Below are 15430 nucleotides of genomic sequence, written 5' to 3'. Positions count from 1 at the left end.
GGCTCACTCCTACAATTGCGAATGCGTTCCCCCTGTAGGAGTGAGCCTGCTCGCGATAGCGGTATCCCTGATAGTACGAAACCAGAATTGGTAATCCCTGTTCCGGTGCAAAATCCCCCAAAAACGCCCCTGATTTATATCCTGTGCACCATTTAATTTCATAACTGCGACATTTTGCTCTATTCCTGTGCGCAATGCGTTTGTTACAGTCCGGCTCAATCTCCTCCAACGACAACAAATTTGCCGAGACTTTTGCCCATGATCGAATCCGTCGAATCCTTCCTTGCGCGCCTGAAAAAACGCGACCCGGATCAACCCGAATTTCATCAGGCCGTCGAAGAAGTGCTGCGCAGTCTGTGGCCGTTTCTCGAAGCCAATCCGCATTACCTGACGTCGGGGATTCTGGAGCGCGTCTGCGAGCCGGAGCGTGCGGTGGTGTTTCGCGTGTCGTGGGTCGACGATCTGGGCAAGGTCCAGGTCAATCGCGGTTTCCGTATCCAGATGAACAGCGCCATCGGCCCGTACAAGGGCGGCTTGCGTTTCCATCCATCGGTGAACATGGGCGTGCTGAAATTCCTCGCTTTCGAACAGACTTTCAAGAACTCCCTGACCTCGCTGCCCATGGGCGGCGGCAAGGGCGGGTCGGACTTCGATCCGAAGGGCAAGAGTGACGCCGAGGTCATGCGTTTCTGTCAGGCGTTCATGAGCGAGTTGTATCGCCACATCGGCGCTGACGTAGATGTACCGGCCGGCGATATTGGTGTCGGTGCGCGTGAGATCGGGTTCCTGTTCGGCCAGTACAAACGCCTGAGCAACCAGTTCACCAGTGTACTGACGGGCAAAGGCATGACCTATGGCGGCAGCCTGATCCGTCCGGAAGCCACCGGTTTTGGCTGCGTGTATTTCGCTGAGGAAATGCTCAAGCGACGCGGGCTGAGCGTGGAGGGCAAACGCGTGGCGATTTCCGGTTCCGGCAACGTCGCGCAATACGCGGCGCGCAAGGTCATGGACCTGGGCGGCAAGGTGATTTCCCTGTCCGACTCTGAAGGTACGTTGTATTGCGAAGCCGGATTGACCGAGGAGCAGTGGCGGGCGCTGCTGGAATTGAAGAACGTCAAACGCGGGCGCATCAGTGAACTGGCGGACGCCCATGGTCTGGAGTTCCGCGCCGCACAGCATCCTTGGTCGCTGCCGTGCGACATCGCGTTGCCATGCGCCACGCAGAACGAGCTCGACGCCGACGCCGCACGCACATTGCTGCGCAACGGCTGCGTCTGTGTGGCCGAGGGCGCGAACATGCCGACTACGCTTGCGGCTGTGGATATCTTTATCGAGGCCGGGATTTTGTTTGCGCCGGGCAAAGCTTCCAATGCAGGCGGCGTCGCGGTGAGCGGTCTGGAGATGTCGCAAAACGCCATGCGGCTGCTGTGGACGGCGGGCGAGGTGGACAGCAAGCTGCACGCGATCATGCAGTCGATCCACCACGCCTGCGTGCATTACGGCGAAGAAAACGGCCACGTCAATTACGTCAAGGGCGCGAACATCGCCGGTTTCGTCAAAGTCGCCGACGCGATGCTGGCCCAGGGCGTGGTTTAAGCCGGTTCGATGCGGATCACTTCAATCAGTTGATCGCCGGCAGGACGCTGCCACAACACTTCATCGTTGCGCCGGGCGCCGAGCAAGGCCCGGCCCAGCGGTGAGGCCCAGTTGATCAGGCCCTGACTGGCGTCGGCCTGATCTTCACCGACCAGTTGCACACGATGTTCCGTGTCGTGTTCGTCGGCGAAAGTCACCCGGCTGCCGATCTGCACTTTGTCGGTCGAGGTCGCGGCAAGCGCCACTTGGGCACTGCTCAGGCGCTGAGTGAAGTAGCGCAGATCCCGTTGCAAATCCGCCAGCCGCTGTTTGTCGGCCTGTTCGCCCCTGGCGGTTTGCTCGGCGTGCAAGGTTTGCAGCTCGGCGACTTTCGCCTGCAATTGCGCCAGCCCTTGTGGGGTGACGTAATTGGGCTGCGTGCTGACCTGGCGCTCGACGGGCTGATCGGCTTGTGCGGCGGCGTTATCTTCGTTAACAAAAGCGCGGCTCATGGTGTCCTCCTCTATGAGGTTTGGGCCATGCTCGCAGGTATTTGGTTTCACCGGATATCTGCCAGCGACCTAGGGCGAGCGATAAGCCCGCCCGGCGTCCTGGTCTTTCTGCTGTTGCCAGGCACGCTCGCGCTCGTCCCAATGCTCGTTGCGATATTGCTCGCGATCGCGATTTTCGAGCATCGCCTGACACTGGCGAAAACCGTCGCTCCAGCCTTCGGCGTACTGCCTGTCCTTGAGATAGCGCGGCACGTTCTTGCGAAATTCGCCGCTGATTGAACCGGCCGCCTGGCGGCCACTGATGCAACCGTCATCGAAACCGTCGGCGAAGGCAGGTGGATACCCCTTGGCGATCAGATCTTCATGAGTAGTCTGGCAACCGCCCAGCGCCAGCAAAACGCTCAACAAACCCACGCACCGCCACATCGCATTCTCCCGCGCCGGTTTTTGGCTGATAAGGGAAGTCTAGAAGGGGATTGGTCGGGCGCTGGTGAAAGGCATGTCAGTAATTTGTTGAACAGCACAAATCCCCTGTAGGAGTGAGCCTGCTCGCGATAGCGGTATTTCAGTCGCTACATCATTGACTGGTGGATTGCTATCGCGAGCAGGCTCACTCCTACAGGGGCATGCTCGGAATCAATAGTGATACCACTTCACTTCCAGCATGACTTCAGTCTCAGGGCTGGCGAGCTGGCTGAACTCGCGCTGCGCACTCAAACGCAATCCCAGGTTGCGCGACAGTTCCCACTGCTGATTCAGGCTCAGGCTGCGGCGCACTTCACCGTTGAAAAAATAATCGCCCTTGGCTTCCAGGCTCAAGTTGCCCAGCGGGTTTTTCCACAGCACGCCCGTGTTGAAACCGCCCGCTGGGGAGACGAATTCGGCGAAGTCATTGTTGTGTTCCACCCGCACCGTGCCGAGGGCAAACCCGAGCACGTCTTCGCCTAACTGCCACGTACCGCCGCCGCCGCCGTTGACGTGGCTGACCAGCGTTTCGTCATCATGCTTGCCGGGCACCCGCTCAAGACCGCCGGTAACTTGCCACGACCACGGTTGCAGCAGCTCGTTGCGCGGTGTCAGCGAACGAATCGTCGCCAGATCCAGTTGTTGCAACTGCCAGTCGTTGCCTTCGTACTGGCGCAGTTTCAACTGCAGGATTTCAATCTGCGCACCGAGGGGGAAACTTTCAGCGTTGTCGTTGAGGTCGTGATAGGCCATGCGCAAGCCGTACTCGCCAAACGCGCGATCGCCGCGAGTACCGAGGCCAGCCTGCCAGGTGCGAGATTCATGGCCGTCTTCGGGCAGACCGGGCTGCGGGATGTCCAGCTCCGGTGCCGGATTTTTGTTGATCGCGCGCAACAGTTCGAAACTGCGCTGCGCTCGTTGCGGGTCGCGTTCCTGGCCGTTGGCGCGGTAACGCTCAAGGCGATAGGCGGCATCGACGATCAACGCCTGACGATCGCGGGGCAGCGCTTTGAACGTCGCCTCCTGCAAGACTTGTTGATCGGCGCTGACTTTCAGCACCCACTGCTGTTCGTCGTCGCTCAACGGCTCGGCGCGACTGAGCAATTCACGCTCGCGAGACGGCCGGTATTCGATGTGCTCGACCAGTCCGGCCTCTTTCACCGCTTTGACGGTGTCGGTGGGGATCGCGGTCAGCGGGAACTGTTCGGTCAGGCGCAGGCTCGGCCGCGCCACTTGCAGCAGTTCGAGCAAGCGATACGAGCAGTTTTCATCGAAGAAGAAATAGTCGAACTGAATCTGCTTCAACTCCCACACATGCTCGACCATGCGGGCGGTTTCTTCCTGAGTCAGGTTGAGCCGGTATTCCCACAGGTCGCGGTTTTCCAGGCTGCGGTACTCGGAGAGTTTTTCCTGATAGGGCACCAGCGCGAACAGCCCGGGGTAGCCGCCCATCAGGCCTTTCCAGGCATAGAGAATGCTGTTGTCGGAGCCTTCGATATAGGCGCCGAAGTTGATTGCGTAGCTGAGCAGCGAAGTCTTGTCGGCTTGCACGTCGGCCTGATCGATGCGCAGCAGGGTATGGCCGAACATCGACGAAGGGCTGTTGAGATACGCCGCCGGGAAAATCATCACTGCGCTGTGCGGCGAGACGTCCTTGAACCATTTCTTGTACTCGACGCAGGCCGGCGTCGGCAGATCGGTCAGGTTGAGCTGCGCCTTCAGCCAGCGCGTACGCGCCGGGTAAACGCATTGCGCGTGTTGCTCGCCGAGGCTGGCCGGGGCGTACAACGCCTGCACGGTGGCGGCGAGTTCGCGCTCGGGATGCTCGCTGCCATCGGGCGCCAGAAAGAACTTTTTATCGCTGACATAGCTGCGCCAGCCGCCGAGCTTGGCGGTTTCGTAATGACCGAGGGAAATCCAGAAGCGGTCGTTGGCCAGTTGCTGTAAACGTTGAGGGTCGATGTGAGGCGCGGCGGACAGCGGGGCGCAGACACAGAGCGCCAGCCAGGCAAGGCGTTTGAGCATAAGTGGCAACTTATCGAAAGAAAAACAAAGATCCCAAGCCGTAAATACCGTTCAGCCGCTGTGGCGAGCGAGCTTGCTCGCGCTGGAGTGCGCAGCGCTCCCTGTTTTTTCAAGAGCGGGGCCGCTTCGCATCCCAGCGCGAGCAAGCTCCCTCGCCACAGGGTACAGCGCATGTCTTCGACTGAGCTGGCATCGCTAAAAAAGGGCGGGCCATAAAAAATAAAACCCGCTTCCCGAAAGAAGCGGGTGGGGTCGAGCTTAAGCCTGAGTTGCGTACTTGGCCAGACGTGGGTCTGCCTTGAGTACCGCCAGGGTGTTGGTATGCACGTCTTCAGCGGTCACGTCAGCCTTGCTGAAGATCTGCTGGAAGTGCTGGTGAGTCACTTGCGCAAAGTGCGCGCGATCTTCCGGTGCTACGCCCAGTACCACGGCATAAGTCGTCAGCGCTTCGCCGTTGCCTTTGGCCATGTCTTCGGACAGCTCGTTCATCATGCCATTCATGGCGAACCAGGACTTGCCGCCATAAGTCAGCGACGCGTTGGTCGAGCAACCGTTGGTGCCGGAAGTCATACCGAACGTGGCGTTACCGGAAGTGCCGTTGGTGGTAGAAGCAAGGAAGTGCGCCGGGGTGCCACGCTGACCTTCGAACAGCATGTTGCCCCAACCGCAATCCGGGCCGCCCGGGGCTTGCGCCATTGCGTTGATGGATACAGCGGTGAAGAGAGTACCGAGAAGAATCCGTTTCATAGCTTTGTTCTCTTTATGTGCATACCAATGGACAGGGTTCTGGCCCTTTTGACGCGGTCTGCGACAGCGCCAAAAGTGTCAGGGGGCCGGTATTAGTTCCAGCCGCGCAGTTTGGAGTTTAGGCACGTTCCAGCGGTTCCGTGATTTTTTACAAAATATTTGGAATAAACCCCGGTTTCAAGGGGCGCGTCGCAGGCCAGGCCACTTGTCTATGCTTTGTTGGTGGCGCGCCTTGCCAGTGGGGCACGGGCAGCGCCAGAATGCCGCTACTTGCCCCGCCTGATTGTTAAGGAAGCCCGATGCCTGATCCTGTTGCTGCCAGCCTGCGTCTTGCGCCCGAAGCGCTGACTCGTCCGTTTTCCGCTGAACAGTTCAGCTTCACTACCACCAATGATCTGGAGCCCTTTCGCGGTGTGCTCGGCCAGGAACGTGCGGTCGAAGCCTTGCAGTTCGGTGTGGCCATGCCACGCCCCGGTTACAACGTGTTCGTCATGGGCGAGCCCGGCACCGGGCGCTTCTCGTTCGTCAAACGCTACCTGAAGGCCGAAGGCAAGCGCCTGCAGACCCCGGCAGACTGGGTCTACGTGAACAATTTCGATGAGCCGCGCGAACCGCGCGCACTGGAGTTGCCGTCCGGCAGCGCCGCCTCGTTCATCGGCGACATCAACGGTCTTATCGACAACCTGCTGGCGACTTTTCCGGCGGTCTTCGAGCATCCGTCCTACCAGCAGAAGAAAAGCGCCATCGACCGCGCCTTCAACCAGCGCTACGACAAGGCCCTCGACATCATCGAGCGCCTGGCCCTGGAAAAAGACGTCGCCCTGTACCGCGACAGCAGCAACATCGCCTTCACGCCGATGCTTGAAGGCAAAGCGCTGGACGAAGCCGAGTTCGCCCAGTTGCCGGAAGCCGAGCGCGAGCGTTTTCACACTGATATTTCCGGCCTCGAAGAGCGCCTGAACGAAGAGCTTGCCAGCCTGCCGCAGTGGAAGCGTGAGTCAAACAATCAACTGCGCCAGCTCAACGAAGAAACCATCACCCTGGCCTTGCAGCCATTGCTGGCGCCGCTGTCGGAGAAGTACGCGGAAAACGCTGCCGTCTGCGGGTACTTGCAGGCGATGCAGGTTTACTTGTTGAAAACCGTGGTCGAGCAACTGGTCGACGACAGCAAGACTGACGCGGTGGCGCGCAAGCTGCTGGAGGAGCAATACGCGCCAAGCCTGGTGGTCGGTCATCCGGCCAGCGGTGGCGCGCCGGTGGTGTTCGAGCCGCACCCTACTTACGAAAACCTGTTCGGCCGCATCGAGTACACCACCGACCAGGGCGCGCTCTACACCACCTATCGGCAGTTACGCCCGGGTGCACTGCATCGGGCCAACGGCGGCTTCCTGATTCTGGAAGCGGAAAAAATGCTCAGCGAGCCGTTCGTGTGGGATGCGCTCAAGCGCGCCCTGCAATCGCGCAAGCTGAAAATGGAATCGCCGCTGGGCGAGATGGGCCGTTTCGCCACCGTGACCCTTAACCCGCAGCACATTCCGTTGCAGGTCAAAGTCATCATCATCGGCGCGCGTCAGTTGTATTACACGCTGCAGGACCTCGATCCGGACTTCCAGGAAATGTTCCGCGTGCTGGTCGACTTCGACGAAGACATTCCGATGGTCGACGAAAGCCTCGAGCAGTTCGCCCAGTTGCTGAAAACCCGCACCTCGGAAGAAGGCATGGCGCCTTTGACGGCCGATGCGGTGGCGCGCCTGGCGACCTACAGCGCGCGGCTGGCCGAGCATCAGGGGCGTTTGTCGGCGCGCATTGGCGACCTGTTCCAATTGGTCAGCGAGGCGGATTTCATTCGTCACTTGGCCAGCGATGAAATGACCGATGCCGGCCACATCGAACGCGCCCTGAAAGCCAAGGCCACCCGCACCGGGCGCGTATCGGCGCGGATTCTCGACGACATGCTCGCCGGGATCATCCTCATCGACACCGACGGCGCGGCGGTCGGCAAGTGCAACGGCCTGACGGTGCTTGAGGTCGGCGACTCGGCATTCGGCGTGCCGGCGCGGATTTCCGCCACGGTCTACCCGGGCGGCAGCGGCATTGTCGACATCGAGCGCGAGGTCAACCTCGGCCAGCCGATCCACTCTAAAGGCGTGATGATCCTCACTGGCTACCTGGGCAGCCGTTACGCGCAGGAATTCCCGCTGGCGATTTCCGCAAGCATCGCGCTGGAGCAATCCTACGGTTACGTCGATGGCGACAGTGCGTCGCTGGGCGAGGCGTGCACGCTGATCTCGGCGCTGTCGAAAACCCCGCTCAAGCAGTGTTTTGCGATTACCGGCTCGATCAACCAGTTCGGTGAAGTGCAGGCGGTCGGCGGAGTCAACGAGAAGATCGAAGGCTTCTTCCGTCTCTGCGAGGCACGCGGGCTGACCGGCGAGCAAGGCGCGATCATCCCGCACGCCAACGTCGCCACGCTGATGCTCGATGAGAAAGTCTTGGCGGCGGTGCGCGCCGGGCAGTTTCATGTCTACGCCGTGCGTCAGGCCGACGAGGCGCTTAGCCTGCTGGCCGGCGAACCGGCGGGCGAGCCAAACGCTGACGGCGAATTCCCGGAAGGCAGCATCAATGCACGGGTGGTCGAGCGCCTGCGCGACATTGCCGAGATGATCAGCGAAGAGGACTTGAAGGAGGCCGAGAAAGAACTGGCGCAGGAGGCGTTGGCCGAAGCCAAACCGGCTTGACAGACTTGCAGTGAACCCTGTGGGAGGGGGCTTGCTCCCGAAAACGGTCTATCGGTGACGAATCTGTTGCCTGACATACCGCTTTCGGGAGCAAGCCCCCTCCCACAGTTGTTTTTCCTCAATTGGTTTTTGCGGGGATCTTCGGGGAAAACGCCACTACTCTGGCGTCAAACTTCACACAATGACCATTCGGCGCCTTCTGGTTTCATTTGGCGTGCGCGGGACACTTTTCTTCTATTCTCAGGTCAAGGATATCGACAGTATCACTGGATCGAGCCAGTCCTCCCGTGGGGGCTGAATACCGGCTTCACCGAGGGTCGCCGCCATGTCGCGCAACCTCTGTCTCACCCGTCAATGCCTGGGTCTGGTGACCCGGATCGAATGCGCCGTCAAGCCGTTGGCCGGCGATAACGGCCTCTGGACGCTGCTCTTCGCCGCCGGCATGGCCGGCGAACAACCTTCCGCGATCAAAGCCCAGGGCCCGTTCCATGGGCCGGTCGCTGCCGAGTCGATTCTCGACACCATCGTCGAAAGCCTGACCCTGCATGGCTACGAACTGGCCGATGATCCGCAGATCTGGAGTCTGCACCTGCAAGCTCAGTTGCGGCAGATCAATGGCGGCCGCGGGCGCAGTCTCAACGGTTAAGGGGCCGCTTCGTCCACCGGCGCCTTGTCGAGCTTGACCTCGAAGCCGTATTGCACGGTGGTCAGGTCGGTGCGCTGATAGGTTTCCACGCGGGTCGGGTGGCCATAGAAATAGTGCACGCCGAGCAGCGCCGGGCCTTCTGCGCTGGCGTCGTGGCTGACCGACAGCATCTGCTTGAGATAGTGGCCGCTGTCATCCTTGACGAAAAAACGCCACTCGTTGGCCGGGAACGCTTTCAGGTCGACCACCAGCGTGTTGTCCTTGATCGCCAGGCCTTTGGGCAATGACTTGGCGTCGTAGGACTGCTTTGCGATCGTGGCCAGAAACAACGGCATCGAGCCCACGGCAATCGCCGGGGTTTCCGGGAACAGGTTCAGATCGTAAGTAATGGTCGCTTGCAGCGGATCGACCTGATACGCCTCGGGCGGCAGTTCGATCGGCTCGTCGAGTTTGCCGCCGCGCTTTTCAGTAAAGAATGTCACCGGGCTGACGCCGGGATTGAGTTCATCGCCAAGCAATTCGTCATTGAAGGTGCGGCGGTGGGAAAACTCGATGCGCGCCGCGCTCGGCTCTTCCACCGATTGATGGATACGCACGCCAGCCTTCAGTTGCTCTTGCGTCAGGTCCGCGCCTTTGAGCCAGTTTGCGGCCAGATCGTCGTAAACCACTACCGGCAGGTCCAACGGCTGCACGGCTTTTGCAGTGGTGTGCGGGTTGAAGGTGCGAATCGGCAGGTCCAGGGTTTTGCGCGTTACCGTCGCCGCGGAGAAATCGAGCACGCTGACTTCCAGCGTTTCGATCGGACCGTGAAAGTAAACCTTGTTGTAGCGACGCGGATGCGCTTTTTCAAAGGCTTGCTGATCGTCGCCGAGCTGTTTCTCCAGCGTATCGCTCCAGCTCTTTTGCTGTTGCAACTGCGCCAGTTGTTTGCGGTAGAACGCGACCTGCTCCGGGCTTTCGTTGATCGCACCGGCGCGTACCAGGTACTGGCCGCTGGCGTCGCGGGCCTGGACAATCAGCGGATTGATGCGCGTCTCGGCGACTTCCGGGGCCAGCGGCAGGCTGTTGCTGACTTCGACCTCGGCGTAGTTCTTTTCAAGTTTGAGCAGTTTGACGCTGAGGTTATCGTGGGTGCGAGTCTGGCCAACGTCTTTGTGCGTCAGATCGAAGCTGTACAGGCGCCGTGGCGCGATGACTTCGACCTCACCTTGCAGGCTGACCGGCTGCGGCAGGCTTTTTTTGTCCACGTTGAGGCCGTCGATGAACGGGTAGGTCACCGTCAGGTCATCGGGGTTGGTTACGTTGGAACTGGAAGGGCTGAGCTGAATGCCGGGATCGGTTTCCGACCACTCTGGCTGAAAGGCAATGACGCGTTTGTTGCTCAGCGTCACCGAACGCCACTCGATGCCATGGGGGAACAGAAACCCGCCGGGGATGTTCAGGTTGAAGGGGAACACGGGTTGCAGATCGGTGAGGTAATCGGAGCTGGCGTCCTTGTGCAGCACGAACAGGCCATTGATAAACGTATCGACCAACGCCTGTGGAGTAGGGTAGTGCTTTAGCACGGCAAGGGCGTCTGCGCCGTATTCGGTGTGCGGCGCGATGTCATCGAGCTTGAGTTGGGCTCTTTCCAGCAACAGCAGCGAACCACCGAGTTCGGTGATCGCGTCCTTGAGCTTCGGATCGCTGATGGCGTCCAGTGACTGTTCGAATGTGGCGGTTTGTTCCTCGAGCTTCGCCACGTGCTTTTCGTCGCCGGGCGAGCAACCGCCCATCAGCAGGGCGAGGCAGATTCCGGCGGTCGTCATTGGCAATCGCACATCCATTTCCACGCGTCCTGTCCACTGTCACTGGGCTGTCGATGACTTGGACACTAGCAGAAAAACTTTGTCACACACACGCCCGCAGGTGGCGGATTTTTCCGCGGTTTCTGGCTGTCACAGGGGACTGTTATACTCGCCGCCATTTCCAGCCCCCTTGTGTGAGATTCAATGGAACGCTTTATCGAAAATGCAATGTACGCCACGCGCTGGCTGCTGGCGCCGATCTACATCGGCCTGTCCCTCGGTCTGCTGGCGCTGGCATTGAAGTTTTTCCAGGAAATCGTCCATATCCTGCCCAACGTGTTTGCGATGGCCGAATCGGAACTGATTCTGGTGCTGCTGTCGCTGATCGACATGGCGCTGGTGGGCGGTCTGCTGGTGATGGTGATGATTTCCGGCTACGAGAACTTTGTCTCGCAACTGGACATCGACGAGGGCAAAGAAAAGCTCAGCTGGCTGGGCACCATGGACTCCTCGTCGCTGAAGATGAAAGTCGCCGCCTCGATCGTGGCGATCTCCTCGATTCACCTGTTGCGCATCTTCATGGATGCCAAGAACGTCGATCCCGAGCACTTGATGTGGTACGTGATCATTCACATGACATTTGTGATCTCGGCATTCGCCATGGGTTACCTCGACAAGGTCACCAAGCACTGATCGACAGCCGATCAAGGCTGCAAGGAAACCGCCCGTCTGTTGCGAAACAGACGGGCGGTTTCGTTTGTGGCTTGTGCTTTGAGGCGCGTCGGCCTATCCCTGTAACGGTACGATTCGCCAACGGTGTGAGGTGCGCTCATGAACCTGCAAGAGCTGAATGCGTTTGCCATCGCCGGCAAGGTCGATGAATTGAATCTGATCTCCATGGAAGGCGGGATCTATCTGCTTGAAGCGCGGATGCACGGGGCGGCATATCCGTTGAACGGTCCGCTGGGGAAAACCCTCACCCTGCGTTCGGTCGAGCATGCGCGGGACATGTTGCACGCTTTTCCGGTGCTGCCCTTCAATCTGGTCCACACCTCGGTGCACGATGAAATGTGTGGCCTGGGCGGTGGCATCAATGAAAGTCTGAAAGTACCGCTGGCCTGGCGCTCGGCCCTGTAGGCACGGCCCCAAAGCCTGGGTATCTGTGCTAGTCTGCTCGCCCTTTTGGTTCCGGGCGCGCCGGGACGCGCTGTGCACGCACGGCAAGTCTTGTGGCCGTCCGCACAGCGGAGCAGTGTCATGTCCGAAGTAAATCTGTCCACCGACGAAACCCGCGTCAGCTACGGTATCGGCCGTCAGTTGGGTGACCAGCTACGCGACAACCCGCCACCGGGCGTCAGCCTGGACGCGATTCTGGCCGGTCTGACCGACGCTTTCGCCGGCAAGGAAAGCCGTGTTGGCCAGGAAGAAATGTCCGCCAGCTTCAAGGTCATCCGCGAAATCATGCAAGCCGAAGCGGCTGCCAAGGCTGAAGCCGCGGCTGGCGAAGGCTTGGCATTCCTGGCTGAAAACGCCAAGCGTGACGGCATCACCACCCTGGCCTCCGGCCTGCAATTCGAAGTGCTGACCCAGGGCGACGGCGCCAAGCCGACCCGTGAAGATCAAGTGCGCACTCACTACCACGGCACGCTGATCGACGGCACCGTGTTCGACAGCTCCTACGAGCGCGGCCAGCCTGCAGAATTCCCGGTTGGCGGCGTGATCGCTGGCTGGACCGAAGCCCTGCAACTGATGAATGCCGGCAGCAAATGGCGTCTGTACGTGCCGAGCGAACTGGCTTACGGCGCTCAAGGCGTTGGCAGCATCCCGCCGCACAGCGTTCTGGTATTCGACGTCGAGCTGCTGGACGTTCTGTAATCCCGAGCCTGTCGCGATGATGGGCTAATGTGGGAGCGAGCCTGCTCGCGAAGGCGGTGTGTCATTCAACGAGGATGTTGAACGTTATGGCCTCTTCGCGAGCAAGCCCGCTCCCACAGGGCTCGCTCCGACATGTTGCCGTTTCATATTTCGATCTTGTTGTGCAGCTCAGTGGTCGGTCGCAACGCCCGGGCATAGCAGAACAGGAACAGATTGCGCACCAACTCCTTAAGTACCAGCGGCTCGCTGGAGTTCAGGCTGCTGACGTCCAGATCTCCCTGGTCTTGCAATTCATGCAGGGCTTCTTCTTCAAGCACCGCACAGACCTCTCCGGTTTCCCGATGAAGGATTCTGAGGTATGGGTGTGGGCGATCCAGCCAGGCGTCGATCAAATAAGTCATGGGTCTCATCTCCTTGAAAGGTTTCAATGAGAATAATTCTTATTCATCAAATAGCAAGTGCCTATTGGCGGATCTTGATTTTTTCTGCGGGAGTCCTGTGGGAGCGAGCCTGCTCGCGAGGGGGCAAAACAGGGATTCATTGAGGCAAAGCGGGGAAGGCGAAGCTCCATCCCACGGCTGGCGCGGGATGGATGACGCAAGGCTCAGACTTTTCTGACGAACTCGGATTTGAGTTTCATCGGGCCGATGCCGTCGATCTTGCAGTCGATGTCGTGGTCGCCGTCGCACAGGCGGATATTCTTGACCTTGGTGCCGACCTTGACCACCAGGGACGTGCCCTTGACCTTCAGGTCCTTGATCACGGTGATGGTATCGCCGTCCTGCAGAACGTTACCGACCGAATCTTTTTTCACAGCATCATCGGACGCTACTTCGGCTTCGCCGCTGGCGGACCACTCGTGGGCGCACTCCGGACAGACCAGTTGGCTACCGTCTTCGTAGGTGTATTCGGAATTGCATTTCGGGCAGGGTGGCAACGTGCTCACTAAGATTCCTTGGGTATCAGGAGGGTAAAAGGGCGCACATTGTATAGGGTTTTATTGCGAGGCGGGTGATGAGGGGCTTTTGTGGCGAGGGAGCTTGCTCCCGCTGGGCTGCGAAGCAGCCCTGTTGACAGTGCGGTCGCTGCGCAACCGAGCGGGAGCAAGCTCCCTCGCCACAAAGACCGCAATCAATGTGTACGGGCGACCGCGAACTCGCTCAGTTCCACCAGCGCATCGCGATACTCGCTGGCTGGCAGTGCTTCGAGGCATTTGATCGCACGGGCTACGTAATCGCGGGCCAGTTGCGCGGTATATTCCAGCGAACCGGAGGCTTCGACGGCGATGCGGATGCTCTCCAGATCTTCAATACCGCCTTTCTGGATCGCCTGGCGCACCAGCGCCGCCTGTTCAGGCGTGCCCTCGCGCATGGTGTAGATCAGCGGCAGGGTCGGCTTGCCTTCGGCCAGATCGTCGCCGACGTTTTTTCCGAGAGTTTCTGCGTCACCCTTGTAGTCGAGCAGGTCGTCGACCAGTTGGAAGGCCACGCCCAGGTGATCGCCGAAGGTACGCAAGGCTTCAGCCTGTTCAGGGCTTGCCTCGCACAAGGCCGCCGCGCTATGGGTCGAAGCCTCGAAGAGCATCGCGGTCTTGCCGCGGATGACTTCCATGTAGGTTTCTTCGGTGGTGCTGGCGTCGCGCACCTTGGACAGTTGCAACACTTCGCCCTCGGCGATGATGCGCGTGGCCTGGGAGAGGATTTTCATCACGGGCATCGAGCCCAGCTCGACCATCATTTCGAACGAGCGCGAATAAAGGAAGTCGCCGACCAGCACGCTCGGAGCGTTACCCCACATGGCGTTGGCGGTGGAGCGGCCACGGCGCATGCCGGACATGTCGACGACGTCGTCATGCAGCAGGGTCGCGGTGTGCAGGAATTCGATGGTGGCGGCCAGCAGGCGCAGATCGTCGCCTTCGCGACCCAGGGCCTTGCCACACAGCAACACTAATAAAGGACGCAGGCGTTTGCCGCCAGCCGAGGTGATGTAATCGCCGATTTTCGATACCAGCGGCACTCGAGACGTCAGCTGCTTCTTGATGATGCCGTCGACGGCGCTAAAATCGTCCGCCACCGCGCGGTAGAAAGCTTGGGGTTGCATCAGCGAGAGTCGCTCCAGAAGGGTTGCGCGGCATGCTAGGACCCCCATCCGGACCTGTCAAGGCGCGATGGACGGCTACTTGCAAGCGTACGGCGGCTTGCGTACAATCGCGCACCCTGAACTTCCTGGGCAGCACCTGCCTTACGCAATTGCTAGCGGGCCATCCAGCCCCATGCAGCCATGCCAGCCAATACCTCTTCTTATAAAGAGCTGGGTGAGCAGGATTATCGGAGAAATACCATGTCTTATGCAGTAATCGTTACTGGCGGCAAGCAATACAAGGTCGCCCCAGGTGAATACCTGAAGATCGAAAAACTGGAAGTCGCTACCGGCGAATCCGTTACCTTTGATCGCGTTCTGTTGGTTGCCAATGGCGACGACGTGAATATCGGCGCTCCAGTTGTTGCTGGTGCTACCGTTGTGGCTGAAGTGATCTCCCAAGGTCGTCACGATAAAGTCCGCATCATCAAGTTCCGTCGCCGTAAGCACCACATGAAGCGTATGGGCCACCGCCAGTGGTACACCGAGATCAAAATCACCGGTATTCAGGCTTAATTACAGCCTAATTCCTCACTAGGAGAATTGAACTCATGGCACACAAAAAAGCTGGTGGTAGTACCCGTAACGGTCGCGACTCAGAAGCCAAACGCCTTGGCGTCAAGATGTATGGCGGCCAGAAAATCATTCCGGGCAACATCATCGTGCGTCAGCGCGGCACCCAATTCCACGCCGGTTACGGTGTAGGCATGGGTAAGGATCACACCCTCTTCGCGAAAATCGAAGGCGTGATCAAGTTTGAAGTAAAAGGCGCGTTCAACCGCCGTTACGTGAGCGTTGTCGCAGCCTAACTGCGAGATCGCTGGAAAAGCCCTGTCTCGCGACGGGGCTTTTTCGTTTGTGGGGTGAGTCTCTTGCAAAGCTGTTTGTATGGGCTGTCGGCGTGCGATGCAGGTCGTGTTT

General features: G+C 59.5%; 16 protein-coding genes. 8 read left to right on the top strand and 8 right to left on the bottom strand.

Features of this window, described 5'->3' with window-relative positions; all coding sequences use genetic code 11:
* Window positions 1–258: 258 nt before the first annotated feature.
* Window positions 259–1596, top strand: coding sequence for an NADP-specific glutamate dehydrogenase (gene gdhA, locus HU765_RS19695; RefSeq protein ID WP_186622425.1), 1338 nt, complete (start codon window positions 259–261; stop codon window positions 1594–1596).
* Here gdhA and HU765_RS19690 read toward each other — a convergent pair.
* The 4 genes from HU765_RS19690 to HU765_RS19675 all read right to left on the bottom strand — a co-directional run bounded on the left by HU765_RS19690 (window position 1593) and on the right by HU765_RS19675 (window position 5324).
* Window positions 1593–2087: a GreA/GreB family elongation factor gene (locus tag HU765_RS19690; protein WP_186622423.1), complete on the bottom strand. Its 495-nt coding sequence runs from the start codon at window positions 2085–2087 to the stop codon at window positions 1593–1595. The genes gdhA and HU765_RS19690 overlap by 4 nt on opposite strands.
* Before the next feature lie 69 nt (window positions 2088–2156).
* Window positions 2157–2513, bottom strand: a complete 357-nt coding sequence (locus tag HU765_RS19685; RefSeq protein ID WP_186622422.1) for a hypothetical protein — start codon at window positions 2511–2513, stop codon at window positions 2157–2159.
* Between the two features lie 210 nt (window positions 2514–2723).
* Window positions 2724–4577 (bottom strand): DUF4105 domain-containing protein, encoded by a 1854-nt coding sequence (locus tag HU765_RS19680; protein WP_186622421.1) that lies wholly within the window; start codon window positions 4575–4577, stop codon window positions 2724–2726.
* A 258-nt stretch (window positions 4578–4835) separates the two neighbouring features.
* Complete coding sequence (locus tag HU765_RS19675; protein WP_186546862.1) at window positions 4836–5324, bottom strand: DUF3015 domain-containing protein; 489 nt, start codon at window positions 5322–5324, stop codon at window positions 4836–4838.
* Window positions 5325–5623: 299 nt separating this feature from the next.
* Here HU765_RS19675 and HU765_RS19670 point away from each other — a divergent pair, with 299 nt between their 5' ends.
* On the top strand, window positions 5624–8062 hold the full coding sequence (locus HU765_RS19670) for an ATP-binding protein (RefSeq protein ID WP_186546863.1): 2439 nt from the start codon (window positions 5624–5626) through the stop codon (window positions 8060–8062).
* Between the two features lie 325 nt (window positions 8063–8387).
* Window positions 8388–8708 (top strand): hypothetical protein, encoded by a 321-nt coding sequence (locus HU765_RS19665; protein WP_186546864.1) that lies wholly within the window; start codon window positions 8388–8390, stop codon window positions 8706–8708.
* Here the strand turns inward: HU765_RS19665 and HU765_RS19660 are convergent.
* Window positions 8705–10534, bottom strand: a complete 1830-nt coding sequence (locus tag HU765_RS19660; RefSeq protein ID WP_186622420.1) for a hypothetical protein — start codon at window positions 10532–10534, stop codon at window positions 8705–8707. The genes HU765_RS19665 and HU765_RS19660 overlap by 4 nt on opposite strands.
* A gap of 165 nt (window positions 10535–10699) precedes the next feature.
* Between HU765_RS19660 and HU765_RS19655 the strand changes: the two genes are divergently transcribed.
* From HU765_RS19655 to HU765_RS19645, 3 genes are all read left to right on the top strand, one after another.
* Window positions 10700–11188, top strand: a complete 489-nt coding sequence (locus tag HU765_RS19655; RefSeq protein ID WP_090286455.1) for a TIGR00645 family protein — start codon at window positions 10700–10702, stop codon at window positions 11186–11188.
* Between the two features lie 138 nt (window positions 11189–11326).
* Window positions 11327–11632, top strand: coding sequence for a DUF6482 family protein (locus HU765_RS19650; RefSeq protein ID WP_186622419.1), 306 nt, complete (start codon window positions 11327–11329; stop codon window positions 11630–11632).
* A 120-nt stretch (window positions 11633–11752) separates the two neighbouring features.
* Complete coding sequence (locus HU765_RS19645) at window positions 11753–12370, top strand: FKBP-type peptidyl-prolyl cis-trans isomerase (protein WP_093098187.1); 618 nt, start codon at window positions 11753–11755, stop codon at window positions 12368–12370.
* 143 nt (window positions 12371–12513) lie between these two features.
* On the opposite strand, the gene HU765_RS19640 is transcribed toward HU765_RS19645, so the two are convergent.
* The 3 genes from HU765_RS19640 to HU765_RS19630 form a co-directional block, all read right to left on the bottom strand.
* The gene (locus HU765_RS19640) at window positions 12514–12771 is read right to left on the bottom strand and encodes a hypothetical protein (protein ID WP_186546867.1); all 258 of its coding nucleotides are present in this window, start codon (window positions 12769–12771) and stop codon (window positions 12514–12516) included.
* A gap of 203 nt (window positions 12772–12974) precedes the next feature.
* Entirely contained in the window at window positions 12975–13316 is a 342-nt protein-coding gene (locus tag HU765_RS19635) for a zinc ribbon domain-containing protein YjdM (protein WP_186546868.1), read from the bottom strand.
* A 185-nt stretch (window positions 13317–13501) separates the two neighbouring features.
* The gene (locus HU765_RS19630) at window positions 13502–14470 is read right to left on the bottom strand and encodes a polyprenyl synthetase family protein (protein ID WP_186546869.1); all 969 of its coding nucleotides are present in this window, start codon (window positions 14468–14470) and stop codon (window positions 13502–13504) included.
* Window positions 14471–14710: 240 nt separating this feature from the next.
* On the opposite strand from HU765_RS19630, the gene rplU reads away from it, so the two are divergent.
* Window positions 14711–15025: a 50S ribosomal protein L21 gene (gene rplU, locus HU765_RS19625; RefSeq protein ID WP_007950961.1), complete on the top strand. Its 315-nt coding sequence runs from the start codon at window positions 14711–14713 to the stop codon at window positions 15023–15025.
* 35 nt (window positions 15026–15060) lie between these two features.
* Window positions 15061–15318, top strand: a complete 258-nt coding sequence (rpmA, locus tag HU765_RS19620; RefSeq protein WP_003176049.1) for a 50S ribosomal protein L27 — start codon at window positions 15061–15063, stop codon at window positions 15316–15318.
* Window positions 15319–15430: the final 112 nt, after the last annotated feature.

The sequence above is a fragment of the Pseudomonas sp. SWRI81 genome (assembly GCF_014268545.1).
Lineage (GTDB): Bacteria > Pseudomonadota > Gammaproteobacteria > Pseudomonadales > Pseudomonadaceae > Aquipseudomonas > Aquipseudomonas hamedanensis.
Note: the sequence above shows the minus strand (reverse complement) of the source record. Positions and strands in the feature narration are given on the sequence as shown.

Excerpts from the sequence above, each read along its gene's own strand:
- HU765_RS19660 (WP_186622420.1), bottom strand. The coding sequence starts at position 10,534 with ATGGATGTGCGATTGCCAATGACGACCGCCGGAATCTGCCTCGCCCTG.
- HU765_RS19690 (WP_186622423.1), bottom strand. The coding sequence starts at position 2,087 with ATGAGCCGCGCTTTTGTTAACGAAGATAACGCCGCCGCACAAGCCGAT.
- HU765_RS19645 (WP_093098187.1), top strand. The coding sequence starts at position 11,753 with ATGTCCGAAGTAAATCTGTCCACCGACGAAACCCGCGTCAGCTACGGT.
- HU765_RS19670 (WP_186546863.1), top strand. The coding sequence starts at position 5,624 with ATGCCTGATCCTGTTGCTGCCAGCCTGCGTCTTGCGCCCGAAGCGCTG.
- HU765_RS19675 (WP_186546862.1), bottom strand. The coding sequence starts at position 5,324 with ATGAAACGGATTCTTCTCGGTACTCTCTTCACCGCTGTATCCATCAAC.
- HU765_RS19640 (WP_186546867.1), bottom strand. The coding sequence starts at position 12,771 with ATGACTTATTTGATCGACGCCTGGCTGGATCGCCCACACCCATACCTC.
- HU765_RS19650 (WP_186622419.1), top strand. The coding sequence starts at position 11,327 with ATGAACCTGCAAGAGCTGAATGCGTTTGCCATCGCCGGCAAGGTCGAT.
- HU765_RS19665 (WP_186546864.1), top strand. The coding sequence starts at position 8,388 with ATGTCGCGCAACCTCTGTCTCACCCGTCAATGCCTGGGTCTGGTGACC.
- HU765_RS19680 (WP_186622421.1), bottom strand. The coding sequence starts at position 4,577 with ATGCTCAAACGCCTTGCCTGGCTGGCGCTCTGTGTCTGCGCCCCGCTG.
- gdhA (WP_186622425.1), top strand. The coding sequence starts at position 259 with ATGATCGAATCCGTCGAATCCTTCCTTGCGCGCCTGAAAAAACGCGAC.
- HU765_RS19655 (WP_090286455.1), top strand. The coding sequence starts at position 10,700 with ATGGAACGCTTTATCGAAAATGCAATGTACGCCACGCGCTGGCTGCTG.
- HU765_RS19630 (WP_186546869.1), bottom strand. The coding sequence starts at position 14,470 with ATGCAACCCCAAGCTTTCTACCGCGCGGTGGCGGACGATTTTAGCGCC.
- rpmA (WP_003176049.1), top strand. The coding sequence starts at position 15,061 with ATGGCACACAAAAAAGCTGGTGGTAGTACCCGTAACGGTCGCGACTCA.
- HU765_RS19685 (WP_186622422.1), bottom strand. The coding sequence starts at position 2,513 with ATGTGGCGGTGCGTGGGTTTGTTGAGCGTTTTGCTGGCGCTGGGCGGT.
- rplU (WP_007950961.1), top strand. The coding sequence starts at position 14,711 with ATGTCTTATGCAGTAATCGTTACTGGCGGCAAGCAATACAAGGTCGCC.